Consider the following 23,108-nt stretch of genomic DNA (forward strand, 5'->3'; position numbering starts at 1 on the left):
CCCGGAACATAAATGAACCTCTTCCCCCATGACCCAACCGCCCAGGGCGCGCAGGCTTCCCGGCCCGTAACGGGAGGCATGCGTGCCCGCCTGGCGCAGCAGCGCATGCATGCGCGGCTGCTGGTTGTGGCGGGGGTGTTCTGTATCCTGTTCCTGGCCATTGGCATCAAGCTTACGGTCGCCACCATCATCCGGCCCATGCCGCCCCAGCAGCAGCAGATCGCCCCGCAGGTCCCCCCCATTCCCAAAAGCGACCCCAAGGGGATGATCGCGGGGGATGTGGCGCTGCCGCAGGTGCACCGGGCCTCGATCATCGACCGCACGGGGCAGGTGCTGGCCATGTCGCTGCCCGTGGCGCAGGTCTATGCCAACCCGCAGGAAATGATCGACGCGGCGGATGCGGCGCATAAGCTGAAGGGCGCGCTGCCCACGCTGGACGAAGCCGAGACCCGGCGGCGGCTGTCGCTCAACAAGCAGTTCGTGTACCTGGCGCGTGACATTTCCCCCGCACAGGAACTGGCGGTCAACAACCTGGGCATTCCCGGCATCTATTTCGAACCCGGCGAGCGCCGCCGCTACCCCATGGGCCGGGTTGCCGCGCAGATCCTGGGCGGGGTGGACATTGACGACCACGGCGTGGCGGGGGTCGAGCGCTTCTTTGACAGGCGGCTGGACGCGGACCGCACGCCGCTGCGCCTGTCGGTGGATGTGCGCGTGCAGAACGTTGTGCATGACGAGCTTCAGGCCGCCATGGACATGTTCCAGGCCATCGGCGCCTGCGCCATCGTGATGGACGTGCATACGGGCGAGATCATAACCATGGTCAGCCTGCCCGATTACGACGCCAACGATTTTGGCCGCGCCGCACCCGATGCCCGCTTCAACCGCGCCGTGACGGGCATGTACGAACCCGGCTCGACCTTCAAGCTCCAGACCACCGCCATGGCGCTGCAGGAAGGGGTGGCCCATATCTGGGACCGCTTTTCCAGCACGCCGATCAAGATCGGGCGCTTCACCATCTCGGACATGAAAAGTGACCATTTCGACCCGTGGCTGACCCTGCCCGAGGTGATGGCCTATTCCTCCAACCCCGCCGCCGCCCACATCGCCCTGGACGCGGGTGCCGCGCGCCAGCAGGACTGGCTGCGACGGATGGGCTTCTTCTCGCGCGTGCCGATCGAACTGCCCGAAGCCGGGCGGCCCATCATCCCCTCTGTCGCCAACTGGGGCGTGTCCACCACCATGACCGTGGCGTTCGGCCATGGCGTGGCCGAGCCGCCGCTTTCCATCGTGCGCGGCACGGCGGCCACGGCCAATGGCGGCTTCCTGCTCCGGCCCACGCTGGTGGCAGGCCAGGCCGCCAGCGCCGATGCCACCGATGGCGCGCCCGATGCCGGCCAGACCATCCCCCCCGATGCGGAGCGGCTGATTTCGGCCGCCAATTCCGACATCCTGCGCAAGATCCTGCGGCTGGACGTGGCCAAGGGCACGGGACAGAAGGCGGAATCACCGGGCTATTATGTAGGGGGCAAGACCGGCACGGCGGAAAAGATCGGCCCGCATGGCGGCTATCTCAAGCATGTCAACGTCTCGGCCTTTACCGGTATCTTCCCCATGAACGCGCCGCGCTACGCCATCTATGTCATGCTGGACAGCCCCAAGCCCACCGCCCAGACCCACGGCTGGACCACGGCGGGATGGAACGCGGCCCCCACGGCATCGCACATGATCACGCGCATCGCGCCCATGCTGGGGCTGTTCCCCGATACGCAGCATGAGACCGCCATCGAGGCCGCGCTGGCCATTCCCATGAAGCCCGCCGTGCCACGCGGCTACCGCGCGCTGGGGCCGGGCAATGACCCCGGCACCGCCCGCCTGCATGAACATGAGCGCGAAACCGAGGCCACAGCCCACCCGCGCGGCCACGCCGCCCGCAGCCATGACGCGGCACAGGCGGCCCAGCTTGCGGGCCATACGGAACATGCCGCCAACGACCTGCCCGGCCCGCCCGGCCACCGCGTGCATGACAGGGGTTGAAACGGATGCTGCTGCCTGAACTCCTCCGTCGCGCGGGCCTGGACATCGCGCTGCCCGCAACCGCGCGCGCGTGTGACATCCACGGCATTACGGCCGACAGCCGCCAGGCGGGGCCGGGCATGATCTTCGCCGCCCTGCGCGGCACGCACCGGGACGGGCGCGCCTATATCCCGCAGGCCCACGCGCAGGGGGCGGCGGCCGTGCTGCTGGAGGCCGACCCCGGCTTTACCCCGCCACCGGATGCGACGTACCTTGTGGCGGCGGATGCGCGCGCGGCCCTTGCCCGCATCGCGCGCGCGCTGACGCCCCGCGTGCCCGCGCATATCGCCGCCATCACCGGCACCAACGGCAAGACCAGCACGGCGGAATTCCTGCGCCAGATCTGGACAGTGCAGGCGCTGCCCGCGGGCACCATCGGCACGCTGGGGGCCGTGGCTCCCTGCCCCCTGCCCGATTGCGGCCCCGTGCTGACCACGCCGGACAGCGTGGGGCTTATGGCCCTGCTGGGCGCCATGGCGCAGGCGGGGGTGGAACATGTGGCGATCGAGGCCTCCTCACACGGGCTGGAACAGCGCAGGCTGGACGGTCTGGCCCCGTACGCGGCGGGTTTCAGCAACCTGACGCGCGACCACCTGGACTATCACGGCACGACGGAACACTACCGCGCGGCCAAGCTGCGCCTGTTCGACACGGTGCTGCCCGAAGGGGGGATTGCCGCCTTCAATGCCGACATGGACGACGCCACCTGCGCCGCCCTGCGCGCGATTGCCGCCCGGCGCGGTCTGGTGTTGCGCACCACCGGCCTGCGGGGCGGGACCCTGCGGCTGCTGGATGCGCGGCCCACGCCCGCAGGCCAGGTCCTGCATGTCATGACCCCGGCGGGCGCGCGGGAAATGGAAGTGCCGCTGGTCGGCCGTTTCCAGGTGGACAACATGCTGCTGGCCTGCGCCATGGCGGGCCGCGATGAAGGGGCGGCCGACCACGCCGTCAGCCTGCTGCCCCGCCTGCATGGCGTGCGCGGGCGGATGGAACGGGCGGCGGTGCTGGACAGCGGGGCCGCCGCCTATGTCGATTACGCCCACACGCCCGATGCCATCGAACGCCTGCTGTGCTCCCTGCGCCCCCACACGCCGGGCCGGCTTGTGATCGTGATGGGCGCGGGCGGGGACCGCGACCGGGGCAAGCGCCCGGTCATGGGCGAGATCGCGACCCGTCTGGCCGACCGGGTGATCGTGACCGATGACAACCCGCGCACGGAGCAGCCCGCCGCCATCCGCGCCGCCATCATGGCTGCCGCCCCCGGTGCGATCGAGATTGGTGACCGGCGGCAGGCCATCGCGGCGGGGCTGGGACTGCTGGGCCCGGGCGACGTGATGGTGGTGGCGGGCAAGGGCCACGAACAGGGCCAGACGATCGGCCACGACGTGCTGCCATTTGATGATGCCACGGTAATCCGTGACCTGTTGGGGACCGAATGACACTGTTATGGAACCGCGCGGACCTGCTGGCCGCCACATCGGGGCATTTCGCAGCCGCCTCCGGCACCGATATTGCCGGCACCGGCGTCTCGATCGATACGCGCACGCTACATCCGGGCGACATCTTCATCGCGCTGCGGGGCGAAAACAGCAACGGGCATGACCATGTGGCCCGCGCACTGGAAGCCGGTGCCGCCTGCGTGGTGGCACATGAGGACTGTGGCACGGACCCGCGCATCCTGCGGGTGGACGACACGCTGGCCGCCATGCAGGCCATGGCGCGTTACGCCCGCGCGCGCTTTGGGGGCCGCATGCTGGCCGTGACCGGCAGCGTGGGCAAGACATCGGTCAAGGACATGCTGCACGCGGCACTGGCCGCCTGCGGCCCCACGCATTGCGCCGTGGCATCCTACAACAACCACTGGGGCGTGCCGCTTACGCTGGCGCGCCTGCCCGCGGGTGCGGCCTACTGCGTGTGTGAGATCGGGATGAACCACGCAGGCGAGATCGCGCCGCTGGCCGCCATGGTGCGGCCCGACGTGGCGGTGGTGACCACGGTTGCCTCCTCCCATCTCGGGCTTATGGGCAGCGTGGAGGCCATAGCGCGCGAGAAGGCCGAGATCCTGCTGGCCCTGCACAGGGGCGGCATCGGCATCATCCCCGATGGCGTGAGCGGGCAGGCATTTTTCGAGCGCAATGCGGCACAGGCCGGCGCCACGGTATGGCGGGCGGGCACGGGTGAAGGCTGCGCCATCGTGCCCGGTCCCGTACGGGCCACCGCAACAGGCAGCGATTTCAGCCTGCGCCTGCCCGGCTGGGTGGGGGAGGCGCATGTCAGCGCGCCGGGCCGGCACATGGCCGCCAACGCCATGCTGGCACTGGGGGCGGCGTGTGCGGCCGGGGCGGACATGGCGCGCGCGGTGGCGGGGCTGGCCACCTTCCGCCCCGGTGCCGGGCGTGGCGCCATGACAAAGGTGATGCAGGACAAGGTTGCCCTGCTGGATGAAAGCTACAATGCCTCCCCCGCATCCGTTCAGGCGGCGCTGGACCTTCTGGGCCTGGTGGCGCCGGGGCGGCGTGTCGCCGTTCTGGGTGACATGCTTGAACTGGGCGCGTTTGCGGGGCATGAGCATGTCTCCCTTCTCCCTGCCGTCCGCGCGAACGCGGATATCGTCTTCTGTTGCGGCCCGAATATGAAAACACTCTTCGATACCCTGCCTCCTTCCCTGCGGGGGGCATGGACCCCTGATTCCGGACAGCTTGCCCCCCTGGTGCGCGCGGCCCTGCGCGCGGGTGACACGGTCATGGTCAAGGGCAGCCTTGGCAGCCGCATGCGCCACGTCGTTGCCAGCCTGCAGGCCGATGATGCCCGGGTGGGACCGGCCTGATGCTGTATGACCTGTTCCAGCATCATGCCACGGCCCATACATCCGTGTTCAACCTGTTCCGCTACATCACCTTCCGCGCCGGGGCCGCGTGCCTGACCGCGCTGGTGATCAGCCTGTGCCTGGGCAACCCGCTGATCGCGCAGCTGCGCCGCATCCAGCGTGGCGGCCAGCCCATCCGCGCGCTGGGGCCGGAGCGCCACCTGATCGAAAAGGTGGGCACCCCCACCATGGGCGGCGTGCTGATCCTGCTGTCGCTGTTCGGCTCCACCCTTCTGTGGGCTGACCTGACCAACGGGTTCGTGTGGGCGGTGATGCTGGTCACGCTGGCCTTTGGCGCGGTGGGCTTTGCCGATGACTATCTCAAGCTCTCGCGCCGCAATACCGATGGCGTATCCAAGCGGATGCGGCTGGGGTGCGAGTTCGGGGCCTCGCTGCTTGGCGGGATCTGGCTGGAACACATGATGCCGCCGGAGCTTGCCAACCACCTTGCCTTCCCGTTCGTCAAGGACCTGCTGCTGCCGCTGGGCTACGCCTTCCCGCTATTCGCGATGATCACGATTACGGGATTCGGCAATGCCGTGAACTTTACCGACGGGCTGGACGGGCTGGCCATCGTGCCGGTCATTGTGGCGGCCCTTGTGTTCGCGCTGATTTCCTACCTGGTGGGCAACCACGTCTTTGCCGATTACCTGCAGCTGCATGCCGTGCCCGGCACGGGGGAACTCGGGGTGTTCTGCTCGGCGCTTGTGGGCGCGGGGCTTGGCTTCCTGTGGTTCAACGCGCCGCCCGCCGCCGTGTTCATGGGCGATACGGGATCGCTGGCGCTGGGCGGCGCGCTGGGGGCGGTAGCGGTTGCGGTCAAGCATGAACTGGTGCTGTGCATCGTGGGCGGGCTGTTCGTGGTGGAGACACTGTCGGTCATCATCCAGGTGTTCTGGTACAAGCGCACCGGGCGGCGGGTCTTCCTGATGGCGCCGCTGCACCACCATTTCGAGAAAAAGGGCTGGGCGGAATCCAAGATCGTGATCCGGTTCTGGATCGTGTCCATCGTGCTGGGGCTGTGTGGTCTGGCCACGCTGAAACTGCGGTGAGCACGTCCTTCCCCCCCACCCTGTTCGCCGGCCACCATTACGGGGTGGCCGGGCTGGGCCGCAACGGCAACGCGGCCGTGGGCGCCCTGCTGGCCATGGGGGCCAGCGTGCAGGCATGGGATGACAATGCCGCCAGCCGTGATGCCCTGCCCGCCCATGAGCGGCTGACGCTTGCCCCCTTCACCGGCATGGTCGGGCTTGCCGGTCTGGTCCTTTCGCCGGGCATTCCCCACATCCTGCCCAGCCCGCACCCGCTGGCGCGCATGGCGGTGGAGGCCGGGGTGCCGATCGTGTCGGATGCGGAACTGCTGTTCCGCGCCGTGCGGGCGGCGGGCAGCCGGGCACGGTTCGCGGGCATTACCGGCACCAATGGCAAATCGACCACCACGGTCCTGCTGGCCCATATGCTGGCCTGCTGCGGCATACCGGTGGCGGCGGGTGGCAACCTTGGCCCCGCCGCCCTTGCCCTGCCGCTCCTGCCCGATGACGGGGTGTACGTGCTGGAAATGTCGAGCTACATGCTCGAACGCCTGGAACAGCTGCATTTCAGTGCCGCCTGCCTGCTCAACCTGACACCCGACCACCTTGACCGCCATGGCGACATGGCGGGCTATACCGCAGCCAAGCTGCATGTATTCGACCACCAGCACGCGGGCGACCTGGCGGTGCTGGGCGCGACCCTGCCCGATTACGCACGCATCCACCGCGGGCTGGCCGCAACCCGCGTGCGCATTGCCTGCGTAAGCGGGGCGGATGTGGAACAGTGCGACTATTACTGCACGGACCATGCGCTGTGCGACCATAGCGGCGTGATCGCCGGCCTGGACGGTGCCACCGACCTGCCCGGCACCCATAACCGCGAGAACGCGGCCGCCGCAACGGCCATGGCGCTGCATCTGGGCATGCCGCGCGCGGCGGTGGAGGGCGCGCTTGCCACATTCAGCGCGCTGGACCACCGGCAGAAGCTGGTGGGCCGGATTGGCACCGTGCGCTTCATCAATGACAGCAAGGCCACCAATGCCGATGCGACCGCGCGCGCCCTGGCCTGCCACGACCGGCTGGTCTGGATTGCGGGCGGCACGGCCAAGGCGGGCGGGATAGAGGAACTGGCCCCCCTGTTCGGCCATGTGGCGCTGGCGCTGCTGATCGGGCGCGACGCCCCGGTTCTGGCGGCAACCCTGACCCGCCATGGCGTGCCCCATCGCATCGTCCACACGCTGGAACGCGCGGTGCCCGAAGCGCGGGAGGCTGCGCGGGCACTGGGGGTTGATGTGGTCATGCTCTCTCCCGCCTGCGCCAGTTTTGACCAGTTCAGCGGGTTTGAGGCACGCGGCGCGCATTTCGCGGCACTGGTGCGGGATCTGGACGGCACGGCGGGCGGACCCACGGGCGCATGAGCGGCCTGTCGCGCATAAACACCTCATGGGTGGCGAAGTGGTGGCGGAGCATCGACCGGGTCACGCTGATCTGCGTGGGCATCCTGATCGGGTTCGGCTATATCCTGATGCTGGCGGCCAGCCCGGCGGTGGCGGTGCGCATCGGTGCCTCGCGCGACATGTTCATCTTCAAGCAGGTCTGCTTCCTGGTCCTTGCGCTGTTTATCGTCATGGCCACGTCCCTGCTGTCCCTGCGCGGGGTGCGGCTTACGGCGTGGATCGGATTCGTGCTGGCGCTGGGGGCGACGTTCCTGACCCTTGTGCATGGCATCGAGATCAAGGGCGCGCGGCGATGGATCGCGCTGCCCATGATGTCGGTCCAGCCGTCGGAATTCCTCAAGCCGTTCTTTGCCGTGATCACGGCCTGGCTCCTGACCCGGCGCGGGGTGAAGGCCTATTTTCCCGGCATGGCCATCTCCCTCGGGCTGTTCGGGCTTGTGCTGTTCCTGCTCAAGTCCCAGCCCGATATCGGCATGCTGAGCGTGATCACCACGGTGTTCCTGACCCAGCTCTTCCTGGACGGGATGAGCCTGTTCCTGGTGGGGGCCGGGGTGGCCGGCATGGCGGCGGCGTTCGTGGGGGCGTATATGGTCTTTCCGCACGTGCGTTCGCGCGTGGAACGCTTCCTGCACCCCGCCGTGGGGGACCATTACCAGATCGATACCGCGCTGCGCGCCTTTGGCAATGGCGGCCTGCTGGGCCGTGGCCCCGGCGAGGGGCGGGTGAAGGACCTGCTGCCCGACGCCCATGCCGACTTCGTGTTTGCCGTGGCGGGGGAGGAATTCGGCATGCTGGTGTGCCTGTTCATCATCGGTGTGTTCGCCACCATCGTCATCCGCACGCTGCTCAAGCTGCTGCATGAAAAGGACCCCTTCATCGCGGTGGCCACGGCGGGGCTGGTCACGGGGTTCGGGCTGCAGGCCTTCGTCAACATGGGTTCGACACTGCACCTTATCCCGACCAAGGGCATGACGCTGCCTTTCATTTCCTATGGTGGTTCCTCTGCCATGTCGGTTGCGCTTACAATCGGCATGGTGCTGGCCCTGACCCGCAACCGGGTGGGGGATGACCTGCTGTTCGGCTCCGCCTCCTCTCCACCACCATCGCAGAAAGTCCCGTCATGACCCGTCACTGCATTGCCGTCGCGGCCGGTGGTACCGGCGGCCACTTCTTTCCCGCCGAAGCCCTGGCCTGTGAACTGGTGCGCCGGGGGCATGACATCATCCTCATGACCGACCGGCGGGCCGGTACGCGCAGGACGGGCGTCTTTGCCGGGCGCCAGCAGTTTGTCCTGCCCGGCGCGGGCATTGCCGGGCGCGGGGTGGTGCGCGCCACGCGCGCCGCCCTGGCGCTGGCACGCGGCACGATGCAGGCACGGGGCATACTGGCGCGCCTGCGGCCCGCCGCCATCATCGGCTTCGGGGGGTATCCGTCCGTGCCGCCGCTGCTGGCGGGCAGCCTGCTGCCCAAAGGCCGGCGGCCCCTCCTGTTCCTGCATGAAGGCAATGCGGTACTGGGCAAGGCCAATGCCTTCCTGGCGGGCAGGATGGACGGGATCGCCACGTCCTTCCCCGTGGTGGCCGGCGTACCCGCGCGCGTGCCCGCCACCGAGACGGGCATGCCCGTGCGGCGCGACATCGCGGCACTGGGTGGGGAGGGCTATGTCCCCTCCAACGGAGTCATCAACCTGCTGGTCTGGGGCGGGTCGCTGGGCGCGCGCGTGTTCAGCGACGTGGTGCCCCCTGCCCTGGCCGCCCTGCCGCCCGCCCTGCGCGCGCGCGTGCAGGTGACCCAGCAGGCCCGCGCCGAGGATGTGGAGCGTGTCGGCACCGCCTACCGGGAAGCCGGCATTCCCGCCATCGTCGCCCCGTTCCTGAGCGATGTGCCCGAGCGGCTGCATGCGGCGCATCTGGTGATTGGCCGCGCCGGCGGGTCATCGGTGGCGGAACTGACGGTGGCGGGCCGCCCGTCGCTGCTGGTGCCGCTGCCCATTGCCGCGCGTGACGAGCAGGGTGCGAACGCACAGGCGCTGGTCGATGCGGGGGCGGCATGGATGATCCGCCAGCCCCGGTTCACCGCCGACACCCTGACAGAACGGCTGGTCAGCCTGCTGGCCGACCGCGACCTGCTGGCCCGCACGGCGCAGGCCGCCGCCCGCCTTGGCCGCCCCGATGCCGCCGCCCGTCTGGCCGACATGATCGAATCCCGCCTGCCTGATCTGCCCCACGCCGCCTGATCCCGCCTCTGCCCGAATACGGAGACCTGACCCCATGAGAGCCCTGCCCCTTTCCATTGGCACCATTCACTTTGTCGGCATCGGCGGCATCGGCATGTCCGGCATTGCCGAAGTGCTGCACATGCTTGGCTATGCCGTGCAGGGTTCCGACATTGCCGAGGGCGCCAATGTCGCCCGCCTGCGTGCCTCGGGCATTCCGGTCACCATCGGCCATGACGCGGCCAACCTGGGCAATGCGCAGGTGGTGGTGACATCGACCGCCGTGCAGCGCGACAACCCCGAGGTGGTGGCCGCGCGCGCGCGCCTGATCCCGGTGGTGCGGCGGGCGGAGATGCTGGCCGAACTCATGCGCCTGCGCTGGTCGGTGGCGGTTGGCGGCACGCATGGCAAGACCACCACCACCAGCCTTGTCGCCGCCGTGCTGGAAGCGGCGAAGCTGGACCCCACCGTCATCAATGGCGGCATTATCGAAGCCTACGGCACCAATACCCGCATGGGTTCGGGCGACTGGATGGTGGTGGAAGCCGATGAGAGCGATGGCTCGTTTTTGCGCCTGCCCTCCGTCATTACCGTCGTGACCAACATGGACCCCGAGCACCTGGACCACTGGGGCACGGAAGAGGCCATGCAGGCGGCGTATGACCAGTTTGTCTCCAACATCCCGTTCTACGGTTTCGCGGTGCTGTGCATCGACCACCCGGCCGTCCAGCAGATGATCCCGCGCCTGTCGGACCACCGCATCATCACCTACGGTTTCTCCCCCCAGGCCGACGTGCGGGCGGAAAAGGTGATTACCGACAAGCTGGGGGCGACGTTCGAGGTCGTGATCACCAACCGCAACCGCAACCGCTCGCGCCGGGCGGGGCCGTTCCGGCTGCCCATGCTGGGCCACCACAACGTGCAGAACGCGCTGGCCGCGATTGCGGTGGGCACCGAGATGGAAATAGACGACGCGACCATCCGCTCGGCCTTTGCCGCCTTCCGCGGGGTCAAGCGCCGCTTCACCCGCACGGGCGAGACCGGGGGCATCACCATCATCGATGATTACGGCCACCATCCCGTCGAGATCGCGGCCGTGCTGAAGGCCGCGCGCCAGGCGGGTGCGGGCAATGTGATCGCGGTGATGCAGCCGCACCGCTATTCCCGCCTGAAAAGCCTGTTCAATGAATTCTGCACCTGCATGAACGACGCGGGCACCGTGATCATTGCCGATGTGTACGCGGCGGGCGAATCGCCGATCGAGGGGATTGACCGCGACGCACTGGTCGAGGGCCTGCGCGAGCGGGGCCACCGCTCCGTCGTGCCGCTGCCCGGCCCGGAACACCTGGCGGAGATGATCAACGCCATTGCCCGGCCCGGTGACTTCGTGGTCTGCCTGGGGGCGGGCAGCATCACCAACTGGGCGCAGGCACTGCCGGCCCAGCTGGCGGAACTGCAGGGCATTGCCCATGCCCCGGCCCAGAAGGCGGATGCCCATTCATGACCGACACCGCCCCCCTGCCGCAATGGGCCCGGGCCCTGGACACGGATGCCTGCCGCCCGCGCGGTCGCCTTACGCCGCAGGCCGCCCTTGGCGCGCGCACATGGTTCCGCGTGGGCGGGGCTGCGGAACTCCTGTTCCAGCCCGCCAGCGCCGAGGACCTGGCGCAGGTCATGCAGTGCCTGCCGCTGGAGGTGCCGGTCCTGCCGCTGGGTGCGTGTTCCAACGTGATCGTGCGCGATGGCGGGATTGACGGGCTGGTGGTACGGCTGGCGCGCGGTTTTGCCACCCTCACGCGTGAGGGTGACGGGCTGGTTGCAGGGGCCGCCTGCCTGGACATGACGGTGGCCGAACACGCGGCGGAAGCGGGGCTGGCGGGGCTGGAATTCCTGGCGGGCATTCCCGGCTCCATTGGCGGGGCGGTAGCCATGAATGCCGGGGCCTACGGATCGGATATGGCGGCGGTGCTGGACTGGGTGGAAGTGGTCACGCGCGACGGGCGGCTCCTGCGCCTGCCCGCGGCCTCGCTGGATTTCAGCTACCGGCACGCAACCCTGCCGCCACAATCGGTGGTGGTGCGGGTACGGCTGGCGGGACTGCCCGCGTCCCCCGCCGTGATCCGCCAGCGCATTGCCGAAATCCGCACCGCGCGTGAGGCCGCCCAGCCGGTACGCGCGCGCACCGGCGGGTCCACCTTCCGCAATCCCGACCCCGACGAATCGGGACGGAAGGCATGGGAACTGATTGATGCCGCGGGCTGTCGCGGCCTGCGGCTGGGGGGCGCGCAGATGAGTGAAAAACACTGCAACTTCATGCTCAACACAGACAACGCCACCGCCGCCGACCTGGAAGGGCTGGGGGACGCGGTGCGCCAGCGCGTGCACGCCCATACCGGCGTGACACTGCGCTGGGAAATCCGGCGCATCGGCCGCCCGGCCCCCGCCACGCAGGGAATACCCGCATGACGTGCCGCCGGATTGCCGTGCTGATGGGCGGCCTGTCGGCCGAACGCGACGTCAGCCTGAACAGCGGGCGCAACGTGGCCGAGGCCCTGCGCGGGCTGGGCCACGATGTCCGCTGCATCGACGCGGGCGCCGACCTGCTGGCCATCGTGCGCGACCTGCGCGATTACGGGCCGGATGCCGTGTTCAACGCGCTGCATGGCCGCCTGGGCGAGGACGGCGCGATCCAGGGCGTGCTGGACTGGATGGGCATTGCCTACACCCATTCCGGCGTGCGCGCCTCGGCCACGGCCATGAACAAGGATGCCGCCCGCACCGTGTTTGCCGCCGCCGGCCTGCCCGTGGCCACCGGCATGCTGCTGACCCCGGCGGAACTGGAACCTGCCGACCCGCTACCCGCGCCCTATGTGGTCAAGCCGGTCAATGAAGGCTCGTCGGTGGGGGTGGAAATCGTGCATGCGGGCAGCAACCGCCGCGGCGCGATTGCACGGGGCTGGTCCCATGGCCCGCATGTGCTGGTGGAAGAATACATCCCCGGCCGGGAACTGACCGTGGGCGTGCTGGATGACCGCGCCCTGACGGTAACCGACATCACGCCCGCCGCCAGTGGCCCCAGCTTCTATGACTACGAGGCCAAATACGCCGCCGGTGGCTCCCGCCACGAACTGCCCGCGCGAATCCATCCCGCAGCCTTCGCCCGGGCCTGCGACCTGGCACTGGCCGCCCACCGCGCCCTGGGCTGCCGGGGGGCCAGCCGCACCGATTTCCGCTATGATGACACGGCGGGCGCGGAGGCGCCGGGGCGGCTGGTCATCCTGGAAACCAATACGCAGCCGGGCATGACGCCCACGTCCCTCCTGCCGGAACAGGCAGCATACTGCGGCATGGATTACGCCACCCTGTGCCAGTGGATGATCGACCACGCGACCTGCCGTACATGAGGCGACCGACCGACAGCAATGACCGCCCATCGCGGCTTTCCATCTTCCTGCGCCGCCAGAAGCGCCTGCTGCGGCCGCTGCTGGTGCTGGTGGCGGTGGTGGCGCTGGGGACCGGAGGGATGACGGCATTGCGGCATGTCGGGTCCGATGAGCGGTTCGCCGCCCTGCGCGCGCGCATCATCAACATGCTGCCGCTGCGCATTACCGAAATTGACGTGACCGGCTGCGTGCTGACCAGTCAGGCGGCACTCCAGCAGGCGCTGGGGGTGCGGACGGGGGATTTCATCCTGGGCTTTTCCATCACCGCCGCGCGCGAACGCATTGATGCGCTGCCCTTTGTCGACCATTCCGTGGTGGAGCGGCACCTGCCGGGCACCATCATCATCCACCTGTTCGAACGCAGCCCCTTTGCCGTATGGCAGAACCACGGTCACTTCATGCTGATCGACCGTGAGGGCCGACAGGTGCGCGACCAGGGCATGACCGGCAAGGATGCGGAAGCCTTCATGCAGCTGCCGCTGGTGGTGGGGCCGGATGCCAACACGGCCGCCGCCGCCCTGATTGATGAACTCTCCGCCCAGCCCGAAGTCCGCGCCCATGTGGTGGCGGCATCACGCGTGGGCCAGCGCCGGTGGAACCTGACCCTGCGCAACGGCACCACCGTGCTGCTGCCCGAGGGGCAGGAAGTCGCGGCCCTGAAGCGGCTTGCACAATTGCAGGAAAATATCAAAATACTGGATCGGCCGGTCATCGCCATCGACATGCGCCTGCCCGACCGCCTGATCATACGCGAATCCCCCCTTGCCCCGAACGACAATGAGCGCGACAAGGGCGACTCGCAGCCACAGGCGGACCCGACGGGCCTGCAGGCGCCTGATGCGCCATGGCTTTCTTCACCTGATACCGGCCCAAGACGGAGGCGGGCATGACCTATCCAGCGCCGGGACCGCTCAAGGCGGGCCTTCCCGCAACACGCACGGCAGCCACACCCCCCCTACCAGCCATAAAGGGGCCGGGCGGCCTGCCCGCGCGCGCACCCCGTGCCCGTGCGGCCACAGCCCTTGTGCCCGCGACCGAACGCGCGCCCACGCGCAGGCTGCGGACGGGGCCGTTCAGCGTGCTTGATATCGGCTCGACCAAGATCGTCTGCCTGATCGGGCGGGGGGAGCCTGACAATACCATCCGCATCCTGGGCCACGGGTGGCGGCGTTCGCACGGGGTGCGCTCGGGCGGGATCGTGGACCTGCGCGAGGCGGAAAGCGCCATCCGCGCCGCCGTGGCGCAGGCGGAGGACATGGCGACGGAACGCCGGGACTCCATTTTCGTGAACCTGTCCTGTGGCCATCCCGAAAGCCGGCACATCAACGCGCGCTGGCCCATAGGCGGGCGCGAGATCACGAAAACCGATGTCAGCCGCATTATTGCCGAAGCCCGCGCCCGCGCCCTGTCCGAAGGGCGTTCGGCGATCCATACCCTGCCGCTGGACTACGCGGTGGACGACACGCAGGAAGTGCTCGACCCGCGTGGCCACCTGTGTGACCTGCTTTCGGCCCGCCTGCATGTGATCGACGCCAACACCACGGCGCTGCGCAACCTGGAGGCGGTGCTCTCGCGCGTTGAACTCAAGATCGAGGGCATGGTCTCCTCCCCGCTTGCCTCCGGCCTTGCGGTGATGAACGAGGACGAACGCAACCTGGGCGCCACGGTGGTGGACATGGGCGGCGGCACCACCTCGATCGGCGTGTTTGGCGAGGGGCGGCTGCTCCATACCGCGACGATTCCGGTGGGCGGGCTGCACATCACGCGCGACATCGCCCACGGGCTGTCCACCTCGATCGACAATGCCGAGCGGCTCAAGACCATCCACGGCTCGGCCGAACTGCTGGCGGGCGACGACCATGACCCGATCCTTGTGCAGCTGATCGGGGACAACGACCATCATTACGTCAAAATTCCAAGGGCAAAGATTGTCTCGATCATTCACCCCCGTGTCGAGGAAACCCTGGAAATGGTACGTGACAGGCTGGAAATGGCCGCAGTCGGCCCCGCATCCGACGGGCGGGTCATCCTGACGGGGGGGGGCTCACTGCTGGAGGGAATCGGGCCGATGGCGGCGCGCATCCTCAACCGTCAGGTCCGGCTTGGCCGCCCGCGCCGGATTGTGGGCCTGCCGGAAAACCCGGCAACGTGGCCGATGTTCTCCACCTCGGCGGGGCTGCTGGCCTGGGCGGCCGGTGCCGCCGATGAAATGGGCGAACCTGACACGCGCGACGCGCGGCCTGACAGCCTTGTGAGACGTTTTGTAGATTTCATCCGTGACAGGGTATAAACTTGTACGGAAACCATTTATTGTACTTTGACTACTAGAATGCCCGCACGCCTACCCCAATCCATCGGGAGCCAAGCATGACCCTCAACCTGACCATCCCGCAACAGAATCATTCCGATTTCACGCCCCGCATCACTGTGATCGGGGTTGGCGGCGGTGGTACCAATGCGGTGGACAACATGATCCATTCGCAGTTGCAGGGGGTGGAATTCGTTGTTGCCAACACCGATGCGCAGCAGCTTTCCCACAGCAGCGCCGACCGCCGCATCCAGCTTGGCCCCCACCTGACGCAGGGGCTTGGCGCCGGCGCCAAGCCCGAGATCGGCCGCGCCGCCGCCGAGGAAGCGTGCGATGAACTGTCACGCCATCTGGACGGCGCGCACATGGTGTTCATCACCGCCGGCATGGGCGGGGGCACCGGCACCGGGGCGGCCCCCGTCATCGCCCGCATGGCGCGCGAGCGGGGCATCCTGACGGTGGGCGTGGTGACCAAGCCCTTCACGTTCGAGGGGCAGCGCCGCTCCAAGTCGGCGGAAGCGGGCATTGCCGAACTCCAGCAGTTTGTCGATACGCTGATCGTCATTCCCAACCAGAACCTGTTCCGGCTGGCCAATGAGCGCACGAGCTGGAAAGACGCCTTCAAGATGGCGGACAACGTGCTGTACATGGGCGTGCGCGGCGTGACCGACCTGATGATGGCGCCGGGGCTGGTCAACCTGGACTTTGCCGACATCCGCACCATCATGGCGGAAATGGGCAAGGCGATGATGGGCACGGGCGAGGCCGAGGGCGAAAACCGCGCCGTGGCCGCCGCCGAGGACGCGATTTCCAACCCGCTGCTGGAAGATACGTCCATGGCGGGCGCGCAGGGCCTGCTGATCAACATTACCGGCGGCGAGGACCTGACCCTGTTCGAGGTGGATCAGGCGGCCAACCGCATCCGTGAGGAAGTGGCGGAAGACGCCAACATCATCTTCGGTTCCGCCATCGATACCTCGCTCAACGGCCGCATCCGCGTCTCCGTGGTGGCGACGGGCATCGACAATCCGCCCGCGCGCGCTGCGGCCGCACCCGAAGCCGCGCCCGCCCCGCAGCCCGCCGCAACGGCGCAGGCGGCGGCACCCGCCGCCCCGGCTGGCGCCCCCGTCCAGCAGGCGGCCCCGCTGCCCGGCGCGCCGCAGCCCGGTGGCATGCCCGCCGCGGCGGCCGCACCGCCACGGCCGGCCGCGCCGCAGGCCCCTTCCCCCAACGCCGTGCCGCCGCATGTGGCGCAGCGCAGTGGTTCCCCCCGCTCGCCCCTGTTCACGGAAAGCGCCAAGCAGCCCACGCCCGAGCCGCCGCCCGCCGCCCCGCGCAGCCTGTTCGGCATCGTGACCGGGGCGCTGCGTCGCCACTCCACCACCCAGCCGCAGCCCGAGGCCCCGCCCCAGCAGCGGGCCGAACCCACCGTGCAGCCGCAGCAGGCCCAGCCCGCGCCGCAGCAGCCCACCGGGGGCACGCCCCCGCAGGATGACGGCGGGCTGGACATTCCCGCCTTCCTGCGTCGCCGCTCGTCCTGAGCGCACGCCGCGCGGCCTGGCGGAACCAGGCCGCGCCATCCGGGCCAGATACAGGTAACAATAGGCAATAATCCTTGACTATCGCGGGCCGTGGCCAGGCAGTAGCATGCGGAACATGCCTGCCACCGTGCTTACGCAAACCCGCCCGCCAAGGATTCCGGCAATGAACAGCATGTCGCCACAGACACATGTTTCCTTCCTGCCGCCATCCCGACAGCAGGACGGGCAGATGCAGCATACGCTCCGCCAGCCGATCAGCAGCGTGGGGGTGGGACTGCATACCGGTTCACGCATCAACCTGCGCCTGTCCCCCGCGCCGGAAAATACCGGCATTACCTTCCGCCGCACCGATACCGACCTGCCCGCCCTTGCCGCCCGTTACGACAATGTGGTGGACACGCGCCTGAGCACGGTGCTGGGCCAGCCGGACCGGGGCGGACGCATCGCCACGGTGGAACACCTCATGGCGGCGCTGGCCGGATGCGGCATCGATAACGCCGTTGTTGAGGTGGACGGGCCGGAAATGCCGGTCTTTGACGGATCATCGGCCGAATTCGTCTTTCTGCTGGAATGCGCGGGCATTGCCCCGCAGGCCGCCCCCCGCCAGCATATACATGTGGACCGTACCATACGGGTGGAAGAAGGCGATGCCTTTGTCGAACTTTCCCCCGGCCCGCAGCCGGGGCTGGCGATCGACATCTCCATCGATTTTCCTGCCGCCGCCATAGGCCAGCAGCGTTACGCCGCCCGGATGGAGGGCGAGCTGTTCCGCCAGACGCTGAGCATGGCACGCACCTTTGTCCTGCAGCCCGAGATCGAGTACCTGCATTCCGTTGGGCTTGCGCGCGGCGGCTCTCTGGACAACGCCATCGTTGTCAACGGCGCCAGCGTGCTCAACCCCGCCGGCCTGCGCCACCCGCATGAATTCGTACGCCACAAGATGCTGGATGCGATGGGGGACCTGTATATGGCCGGTGGCATGATCAGCGGCCAGTTCCGTGGTCACAAATCAGGCCATACACTCAACAACCGCCTGCTGCGCAAGCTGTTTGCCAGCACCGAAAACTGGCATCGCGCCCCCCTGGGGGCCACGGCCCCGCGCCCCCAGACGCGCGCGGCATGATACCGGCGCATGAAATCCGCACGCGGAGACTTCACCCGCACCCGGCACATGATATAAAGCTTCCATAACTGGAAGAGCTGGCATGTTCGCACGCAGATCACACTATTCTCCCCTGCCCGGCCGCGGCGCGCGTGTGCCAGCGCGCTGGCTGGTTCTTGTGCCCCTGGCCGGGCTGCTGGCCGCCTGTGGCCAGAGCGCCAGCAGCATCAATGAACGCGCCCCGCGCGTGGGGTCCGCCGAAACATTGTACAATAACGGCGTCGATGCCCTGCGTTCCGACCGTTACCTGCTTTCGGTCAACCAGTTCGATACCCTGCAGCGCAACTATCCCTATTCCCAGTACACGGCCAATGCGCAGCTGATGGAAGGGTATGCCAACTACCTGCTCAACAAATACCCCGAAGCGGTGCAGCAGCTTGACCGCTTTCTGGAACTGCACCCCACCAGCGCCGATGCCGCCTATGCCTTCTACCTGCGTGCCCTGTGCTATTACGAGCAGGTGGCCGACGTGCAGCGTGACCAGCAGGGCACGATCGAGGCGATGGACGCGCTGGAAGAAGTCATCACCCGCTTCCCCCAGAGCCCCTATGCCCGTGATGCTCAGCTGAAGATCGACCTGTGCCGTGACCATCTGGCAGGCAAGGAAATGCTGGTGGGCCGGTGGTACCAGCAGCAGAACGACTACCCCGCCGCCGCCGGGCGCTACCAGCGCGTGGTGCAGGATTTCCAGACCACCAACCACGTGCCCGAAGCGCTTGAACGGCTGGTGGAAGTGTACCTGGACATGGGACTGCTGGAACAGGCCCGCAAGACCGGCGCCGTGCTGGCCTATAACTATCCCAGCAGCAAATGGTACACGGATGCGTATGACCACCTGCGCGCGCACCACCTGATCAAGGGCGTGGACAGCAGGGACCACAAGCAGGGACGCAACGTATTCTCGCGGGCATGGCATTCGGTTTTCTGATTTGCGCCAACGCTTTCGTGTGCTGAACAGGAACCCTTCATGCTGACACAGCTGTCGATACGGGATGTGGTCCTGATCGAAAAACTGGATCTGGCATTTCCCCCCGGCCTGACCGTGCTGACGGGGGAGACCGGGGCTGGCAAGTCCATCCTGCTTGACAGCCTGGGGCTGGCGCTGGGGGAACGCGCCAGTGCCTCGCTGGTCCGTGCGGGGTGCGAGCAGGCCAGTGTCAGCGCAAGTTTCGAGATCGCCCCCACCCATCCGCTGCACGAACTGCTGACCGAACAGGGCATCATGCTTGATGATACGCATGAGCCCGTGCTGCTGCGCCGTGTCGTCACGACCGACGGGCGGTCGCGCGCCTATATCAACGACCAGCCGGTCGCCGTAAGCCTGCTGCGCCGGGCCGCGACCCTGCTGGTGGAGATACAGGGCCAGCACGAGCAGATGGGACTGGCCGACCAGGCCACCCATCTGGACCTGCTGGATGCCTTTGGCGTGGCCCCCGCCCTGCGCACGCGCACGCATGCGGCCTATCGCAAATGGATCGAGGCCACGGCGGAACTGGCCACCGCGCGCGCCGAGATGGAAAGTGCCGCGCGTGAGGAGGACTGGCTGCGCCAGGCGGTGGAAGACCTGGGCGGCCTTGCCCCGCAGGAGGATGAGGAAGCCCAGCTTGCCGGCATGCGCCAGGCGCTGCAGCAGGGGGAACGCCGGGCCGAGGCCATTGCCGCGGCATTGGCCGACCTGGCCCCGCGTGACCGGCGCGCGCCCGGCCCGGCCTCCGCCCTGCGCAACGCCAGCCGCGCGCTGCAGCGCCTGCTGCCCAGCCCCACCGACGTCAACCCCGAAGCCGTGGGGGCTGCCGAACAGGAAGCCGCACAGGAAGCGCTCAATGCGCTGGAACGCGCGGAAGAGGCACTGGCCGAAGCCGAAAGCATGCTCTCCCGCCTGGCATCCGACGCGCAGGCCGACCCCCGCCTGCTGGAACAGACGGAAGAGCGCCTGTTCGCGCTGCGTGCCGAAGCCCGCAAGCATGGCGTATCGGTGCCGGAACTGCCCGGCCTGCTGGCCGCCTTTACCGAACGGCTGGCGGCACTGGATTCGGGCAATGCCCGCATTGAGGGGCTGGAACAGGCCGTGGCCGAAACCCGCGCCCGGTTTGAGGACATTGCCCTTGAGCTTACGGCGGCGCGCGAAAAGGCGGCGCGCCGGCTGGAACAGGCGGTGATGGCCGAACTCAGGCCGCTGAAGCTGGAACGCGCGCGCTTTATCGTCTCGCTCGTGCCGCTGGAGGCGGAAGCGTGGAATGCACGCGGCAAGGAACAGGCTTCCTTCCTGATCGCCGCCAACCCCGGCCAGCCGCCGGGGCCACTGGCGAAAGTGGCCTCGGGTGGTGAGCTTTCACGCCTGATGCTGGCGCTGAAGGTGGTGCTGGCCGGGCGTTCGGCCATTCCCACGCTGGTGTTTGACGAAGTGGATTCCGGCGTGGGCGGGGCCACGGCCTCGGCCATTGGCGAACGGCTCTATGCCGTGGGCCGCAGCGTGCAGGTGCTGGTGGTGACCCACAGCCCGCAGGTGGCGGCCCGCGGTGACGCCCATCTGCGCATAAGCAAGAGCGTGAACAGGGGACGCACCGAAACCCACGCCGCCCCGCTGGACGATCAGGCCCGGCGCGAGGAAATCGCCCGCATGCTGTCGGGTGATACCATTACACCCGCGGCCCGCGCTGCCGCTGACAGCCTGTTGAAAGGGGACTGACATGCCCCCCACGCCCGAAGCCCCCCGGCCCGCCGAACAGGCGCGCCGCCTGCTGGCCGATTACGCCACGATGGAGCAGGACGCCCCCAATGCGGAAAAGGCCCTGACGCAGCTGGCCACGTTGCTGCCAGCCCTTGATGCCGCCTACCACCAGCATGACGCGCCGCTGGTTGATGATGCGACGTATGACAGCCTGCGCCAGCTCAATACCCGGCTGGAAGCACGCTTCCCCGACCTGCGCCGCACCGACAGCCCGGCGCAACAGGTGGGGGCCCCTGCAACCGGCCCCTTCCGCCGCCACCGCCACATGGTGCCCATGCTGTCGCTGGACAACGTGTTCTCACGCGAGGAATTCGAGGGGTTCATCAGCCGGATCGCCCGCTTCCTTGGCCTGGACGAGGAACAGGCCCGCCAGCTTTCCTTTGTGGCGGAACCCAAGATTGATGGCCTGTCGATCAGCCTGACCTATGAACACGGCCGCTTCGTGCGCGGCACCACACGGGGCGACGGCACGGAAGGCGAGGACGTGACCGCCAACCTGCGCACGCTCCGTGACATTCCCGACCAGCTACCCGCCCCCTGCCCCGATGTGATCGAGATCCGGGGGGAAGTGTTCCTGTCCAAGCAGGCCTTCCTTGAACTCAACGCGGCACAGGAACGCGCGGGGGACAGGCCCTTTGCCAACCCGCGCAATGCGGCGGCAGGTTCCCTGCGCCAGCTTGATGCGGGGATTACCGCCAGACGCCCGCTTTCGCTGTTCGCCTATGCGGCGGGGTATTGCAGCGCGCCGCTGGCGGCCACGCATCATGGCTACCTGGCGCAGCTTGCCGCATGGGGCTTCCGGGTCAATCCGCTCAGCACGCAGGTGAAGGATGCCGGGGCGGCGGAAGCCTTCATGGAACGGCTGACGCTGGAACGCTCGGCGCTGGATTATGATATTGACGGCATTGTCTACAAGCTGGACGACCGCGCATTGCAAGAACGCCTCGGCTTTGCGGGGCGTGCGCCACGCTGGGCGGTGGCCTGGAAATTCCCCGCCGAACAGGCGGTGACCCGGCTGGAAAAGATCGACATACAGGTGGGCCGCACCGGCGCCCTGACGCCCGTGGCCTTTCTGGAGCCGGTGAATGTGGGCGGGGTGATGGTGACCCGCGCCAGCCTGCATAACGAGGACGAGATTACCCGCAAGGACATCCGTGAGGGCGACCTTGTGCATGTGCAGCGCGCGGGTGACGTGATCCCGCAGGTCACGGGCGTTGTCCTGCCACGCGACCATGACCGCCCGCCCTACCGCTTCCCCCACGTCTGCCCCGCATGCGGCGCGCATGCCGAACGGCCCGAAGGCGAGGTGGTGTGGCGCTGTTCGGGGGGGCTTACCTGCCCGGCACAGGTGGTGGAACGGCTGATCCACTTCGTCTCACGCGATGCGTTCGACATCGAGGGACTGGGCGACCGCACCATTGTGGAATTCCACGAACTGGGCTGGCTGCGCACCCCGGCCGACATCTTCCGCCTGGACGCGCATGAGGCCGAGATCGCCAGCCGTGACGGGTGGGGCAGGGTCTCGGCCCACAACCTTGTCACCGCCATTGCGGCACGCCGCACGATCGAACTGTCGCGGCTGATCTATGCGCTGGGCATCCGGCGCATCGGCATCAACAACGCCCGCCTGCTGGCACGGCATTACGGTTCGCTCGCCAACTGGCGCGCGCAGATGGAAAAGGCCGCCGTCATCGGGTCGGACGCACGGCTGGAACTGGGGTCGATCACCGGCATTGGCACCGCCATCGCCGATGAACTGGTGGCCTTCTTTGCCGAGGCCCACAACCGCGCCACGCTGGATGACCTGACCCATGTGCTGGACCATGTAACCGATGAGCAGGCCGTGGCCGAGGGCACGCTGTCGGGCAGGACCATCGTGTTTACCGGAACACTCACCACCATGACCCGGCCCGAGGCCCGGGCGGTGGCCGAACGGCTGGGGGCAAGGGTTTCGGACAGCGTCTCCACGAAAACCGACCTGGTGGTACTGGGCGAAAAGGCGGGGTCCAAGGCGCGCAAGGCGGCCGAACTGGGGATCAGGACGATGGATGAGGCAGGCTGGCGTGTCCTTGCGGGCATGCCGCCCGCTCCGGCATAAGGAACTGTGAAACATAAGAAATGTGCTGGCAAAGCCTGTCCCGGAAAGCGTCGCGGCACGCCGCCTTCCTGAAAAGGGCGGCATGCAGAACCGTCCCTGCCAAAGCCTGCGCCATGCGCGGGGCGACGGGTCCTGTCCGGGCCTGCCCGCCCCCTGCCGCGTGTGAGGGGAACAAAAGGC

General features: G+C 68.1%; 17 protein-coding genes. All 17 read left to right on the forward strand.

Translation table 11 applies throughout. The features are described 5' to 3' along the window. Positions 1-12: 12 nt before the first annotated feature. Complete coding sequence (locus GWK63_RS09920) at positions 13-2,037, forward strand: peptidoglycan D,D-transpeptidase FtsI family protein (RefSeq protein WP_007400184.1); 2,025 nt, start codon at positions 13-15, stop codon at positions 2,035-2,037. 5 nt (positions 2,038-2,042) lie between these two features. Then, entirely contained in the window at positions 2,043-3,515 is a 1,473-nt protein-coding gene (locus GWK63_RS09925) for a UDP-N-acetylmuramoyl-L-alanyl-D-glutamate--2,6-diaminopimelate ligase (RefSeq protein ID WP_007400183.1), read from the forward strand. Further along, a complete protein-coding gene (locus GWK63_RS09930) occupies positions 3,512-4,903 on the forward strand; it encodes a UDP-N-acetylmuramoyl-tripeptide--D-alanyl-D-alanine ligase (protein WP_007400182.1) in 1,392 nt (463 codons plus the stop codon). The genes GWK63_RS09925 and GWK63_RS09930 overlap by 4 nt, the downstream gene beginning before the upstream one ends. Next, on the forward strand, positions 4,903-5,994 hold the full coding sequence (mraY, locus tag GWK63_RS09935; RefSeq protein ID WP_007400181.1) for a phospho-N-acetylmuramoyl-pentapeptide-transferase: 1,092 nt from the start codon (positions 4,903-4,905) through the stop codon (positions 5,992-5,994). The genes GWK63_RS09930 and mraY overlap by 1 nt, the downstream gene beginning before the upstream one ends. Continuing rightward, on the forward strand, positions 5,991-7,391 hold the full coding sequence (murD, locus tag GWK63_RS09940) for a UDP-N-acetylmuramoyl-L-alanine--D-glutamate ligase (protein ID WP_099963195.1): 1,401 nt from the start codon (positions 5,991-5,993) through the stop codon (positions 7,389-7,391). Before mraY ends, murD begins: the two co-directional genes overlap by 4 nt. After that, a complete protein-coding gene (locus GWK63_RS09945; protein WP_007400179.1) occupies positions 7,388-8,554 on the forward strand; it encodes an FtsW/RodA/SpoVE family cell cycle protein in 1,167 nt (388 codons plus the stop codon). Before murD ends, GWK63_RS09945 begins: the two co-directional genes overlap by 4 nt. Next, positions 8,551-9,666 carry a UDP-N-acetylglucosamine--N-acetylmuramyl-(pentapeptide) pyrophosphoryl-undecaprenol N-acetylglucosamine transferase gene (locus GWK63_RS09950; protein WP_007400178.1) on the forward strand — a complete coding sequence of 372 codons (1,116 nt, stop codon included), beginning with the start codon at positions 8,551-8,553 and terminating at the stop codon, positions 9,664-9,666. Before GWK63_RS09945 ends, GWK63_RS09950 begins: the two co-directional genes overlap by 4 nt. A gap of 34 nt (positions 9,667-9,700) precedes the next feature. Next, positions 9,701-11,149 (forward strand): UDP-N-acetylmuramate--L-alanine ligase, encoded by a 1,449-nt coding sequence (murC, locus tag GWK63_RS09955; RefSeq protein ID WP_007400177.1) that lies wholly within the window; start codon positions 9,701-9,703, stop codon positions 11,147-11,149. Then, complete coding sequence (gene murB / locus GWK63_RS09960; protein WP_007400176.1) at positions 11,146-12,111, forward strand: UDP-N-acetylmuramate dehydrogenase; 966 nt, start codon at positions 11,146-11,148, stop codon at positions 12,109-12,111. Before murC ends, murB begins: the two co-directional genes overlap by 4 nt. Continuing rightward, a complete protein-coding gene (locus tag GWK63_RS09965; protein ID WP_007400175.1) occupies positions 12,108-13,049 on the forward strand; it encodes a D-alanine--D-alanine ligase in 942 nt (313 codons plus the stop codon). Before murB ends, GWK63_RS09965 begins: the two co-directional genes overlap by 4 nt. Beyond that, positions 13,046-13,978, forward strand: a complete 933-nt coding sequence (locus GWK63_RS09970) for a cell division protein FtsQ/DivIB (RefSeq protein ID WP_007400174.1) — start codon at positions 13,046-13,048, stop codon at positions 13,976-13,978. Before GWK63_RS09965 ends, GWK63_RS09970 begins: the two co-directional genes overlap by 4 nt. After that, positions 13,975-15,378, forward strand: a complete 1,404-nt coding sequence (gene ftsA / locus GWK63_RS09975; protein ID WP_039999949.1) for a cell division protein FtsA — start codon at positions 13,975-13,977, stop codon at positions 15,376-15,378. The genes GWK63_RS09970 and ftsA overlap by 4 nt, the downstream gene beginning before the upstream one ends. A gap of 77 nt (positions 15,379-15,455) precedes the next feature. Further along, positions 15,456-16,937 (forward strand): cell division protein FtsZ, encoded by a 1,482-nt coding sequence (gene ftsZ, locus GWK63_RS09980; protein ID WP_099963194.1) that lies wholly within the window; start codon positions 15,456-15,458, stop codon positions 16,935-16,937. 163 nt (positions 16,938-17,100) lie between these two features. Continuing rightward, positions 17,101-18,060, forward strand: coding sequence for a UDP-3-O-acyl-N-acetylglucosamine deacetylase (lpxC, locus tag GWK63_RS09985; protein ID WP_039999945.1), 960 nt, complete (start codon positions 17,101-17,103; stop codon positions 18,058-18,060). Positions 18,061-18,142: 82 nt separating this feature from the next. Beyond that, the gene (locus GWK63_RS09990) at positions 18,143-19,027 is read left to right on the forward strand and encodes an outer membrane protein assembly factor BamD (protein ID WP_007400170.1); all 885 of its coding nucleotides are present in this window, start codon (positions 18,143-18,145) and stop codon (positions 19,025-19,027) included. Positions 19,028-19,066: 39 nt separating this feature from the next. After that, entirely contained in the window at positions 19,067-20,788 is a 1,722-nt protein-coding gene (gene recN / locus GWK63_RS09995; protein WP_007400169.1) for a DNA repair protein RecN, read from the forward strand. Between the two features lies 1 nt (position 20,789). Beyond that, positions 20,790-22,928 (forward strand): NAD-dependent DNA ligase LigA, encoded by a 2,139-nt coding sequence (gene ligA / locus GWK63_RS10000; RefSeq protein WP_007400168.1) that lies wholly within the window; start codon positions 20,790-20,792, stop codon positions 22,926-22,928. Positions 22,929-23,108: the final 180 nt, after the last annotated feature.

This window comes from Komagataeibacter rhaeticus (genome assembly GCF_011611525.1).
In the GTDB taxonomy this organism is placed as follows: domain Bacteria; phylum Pseudomonadota; class Alphaproteobacteria; order Acetobacterales; family Acetobacteraceae; genus Komagataeibacter; species Komagataeibacter rhaeticus.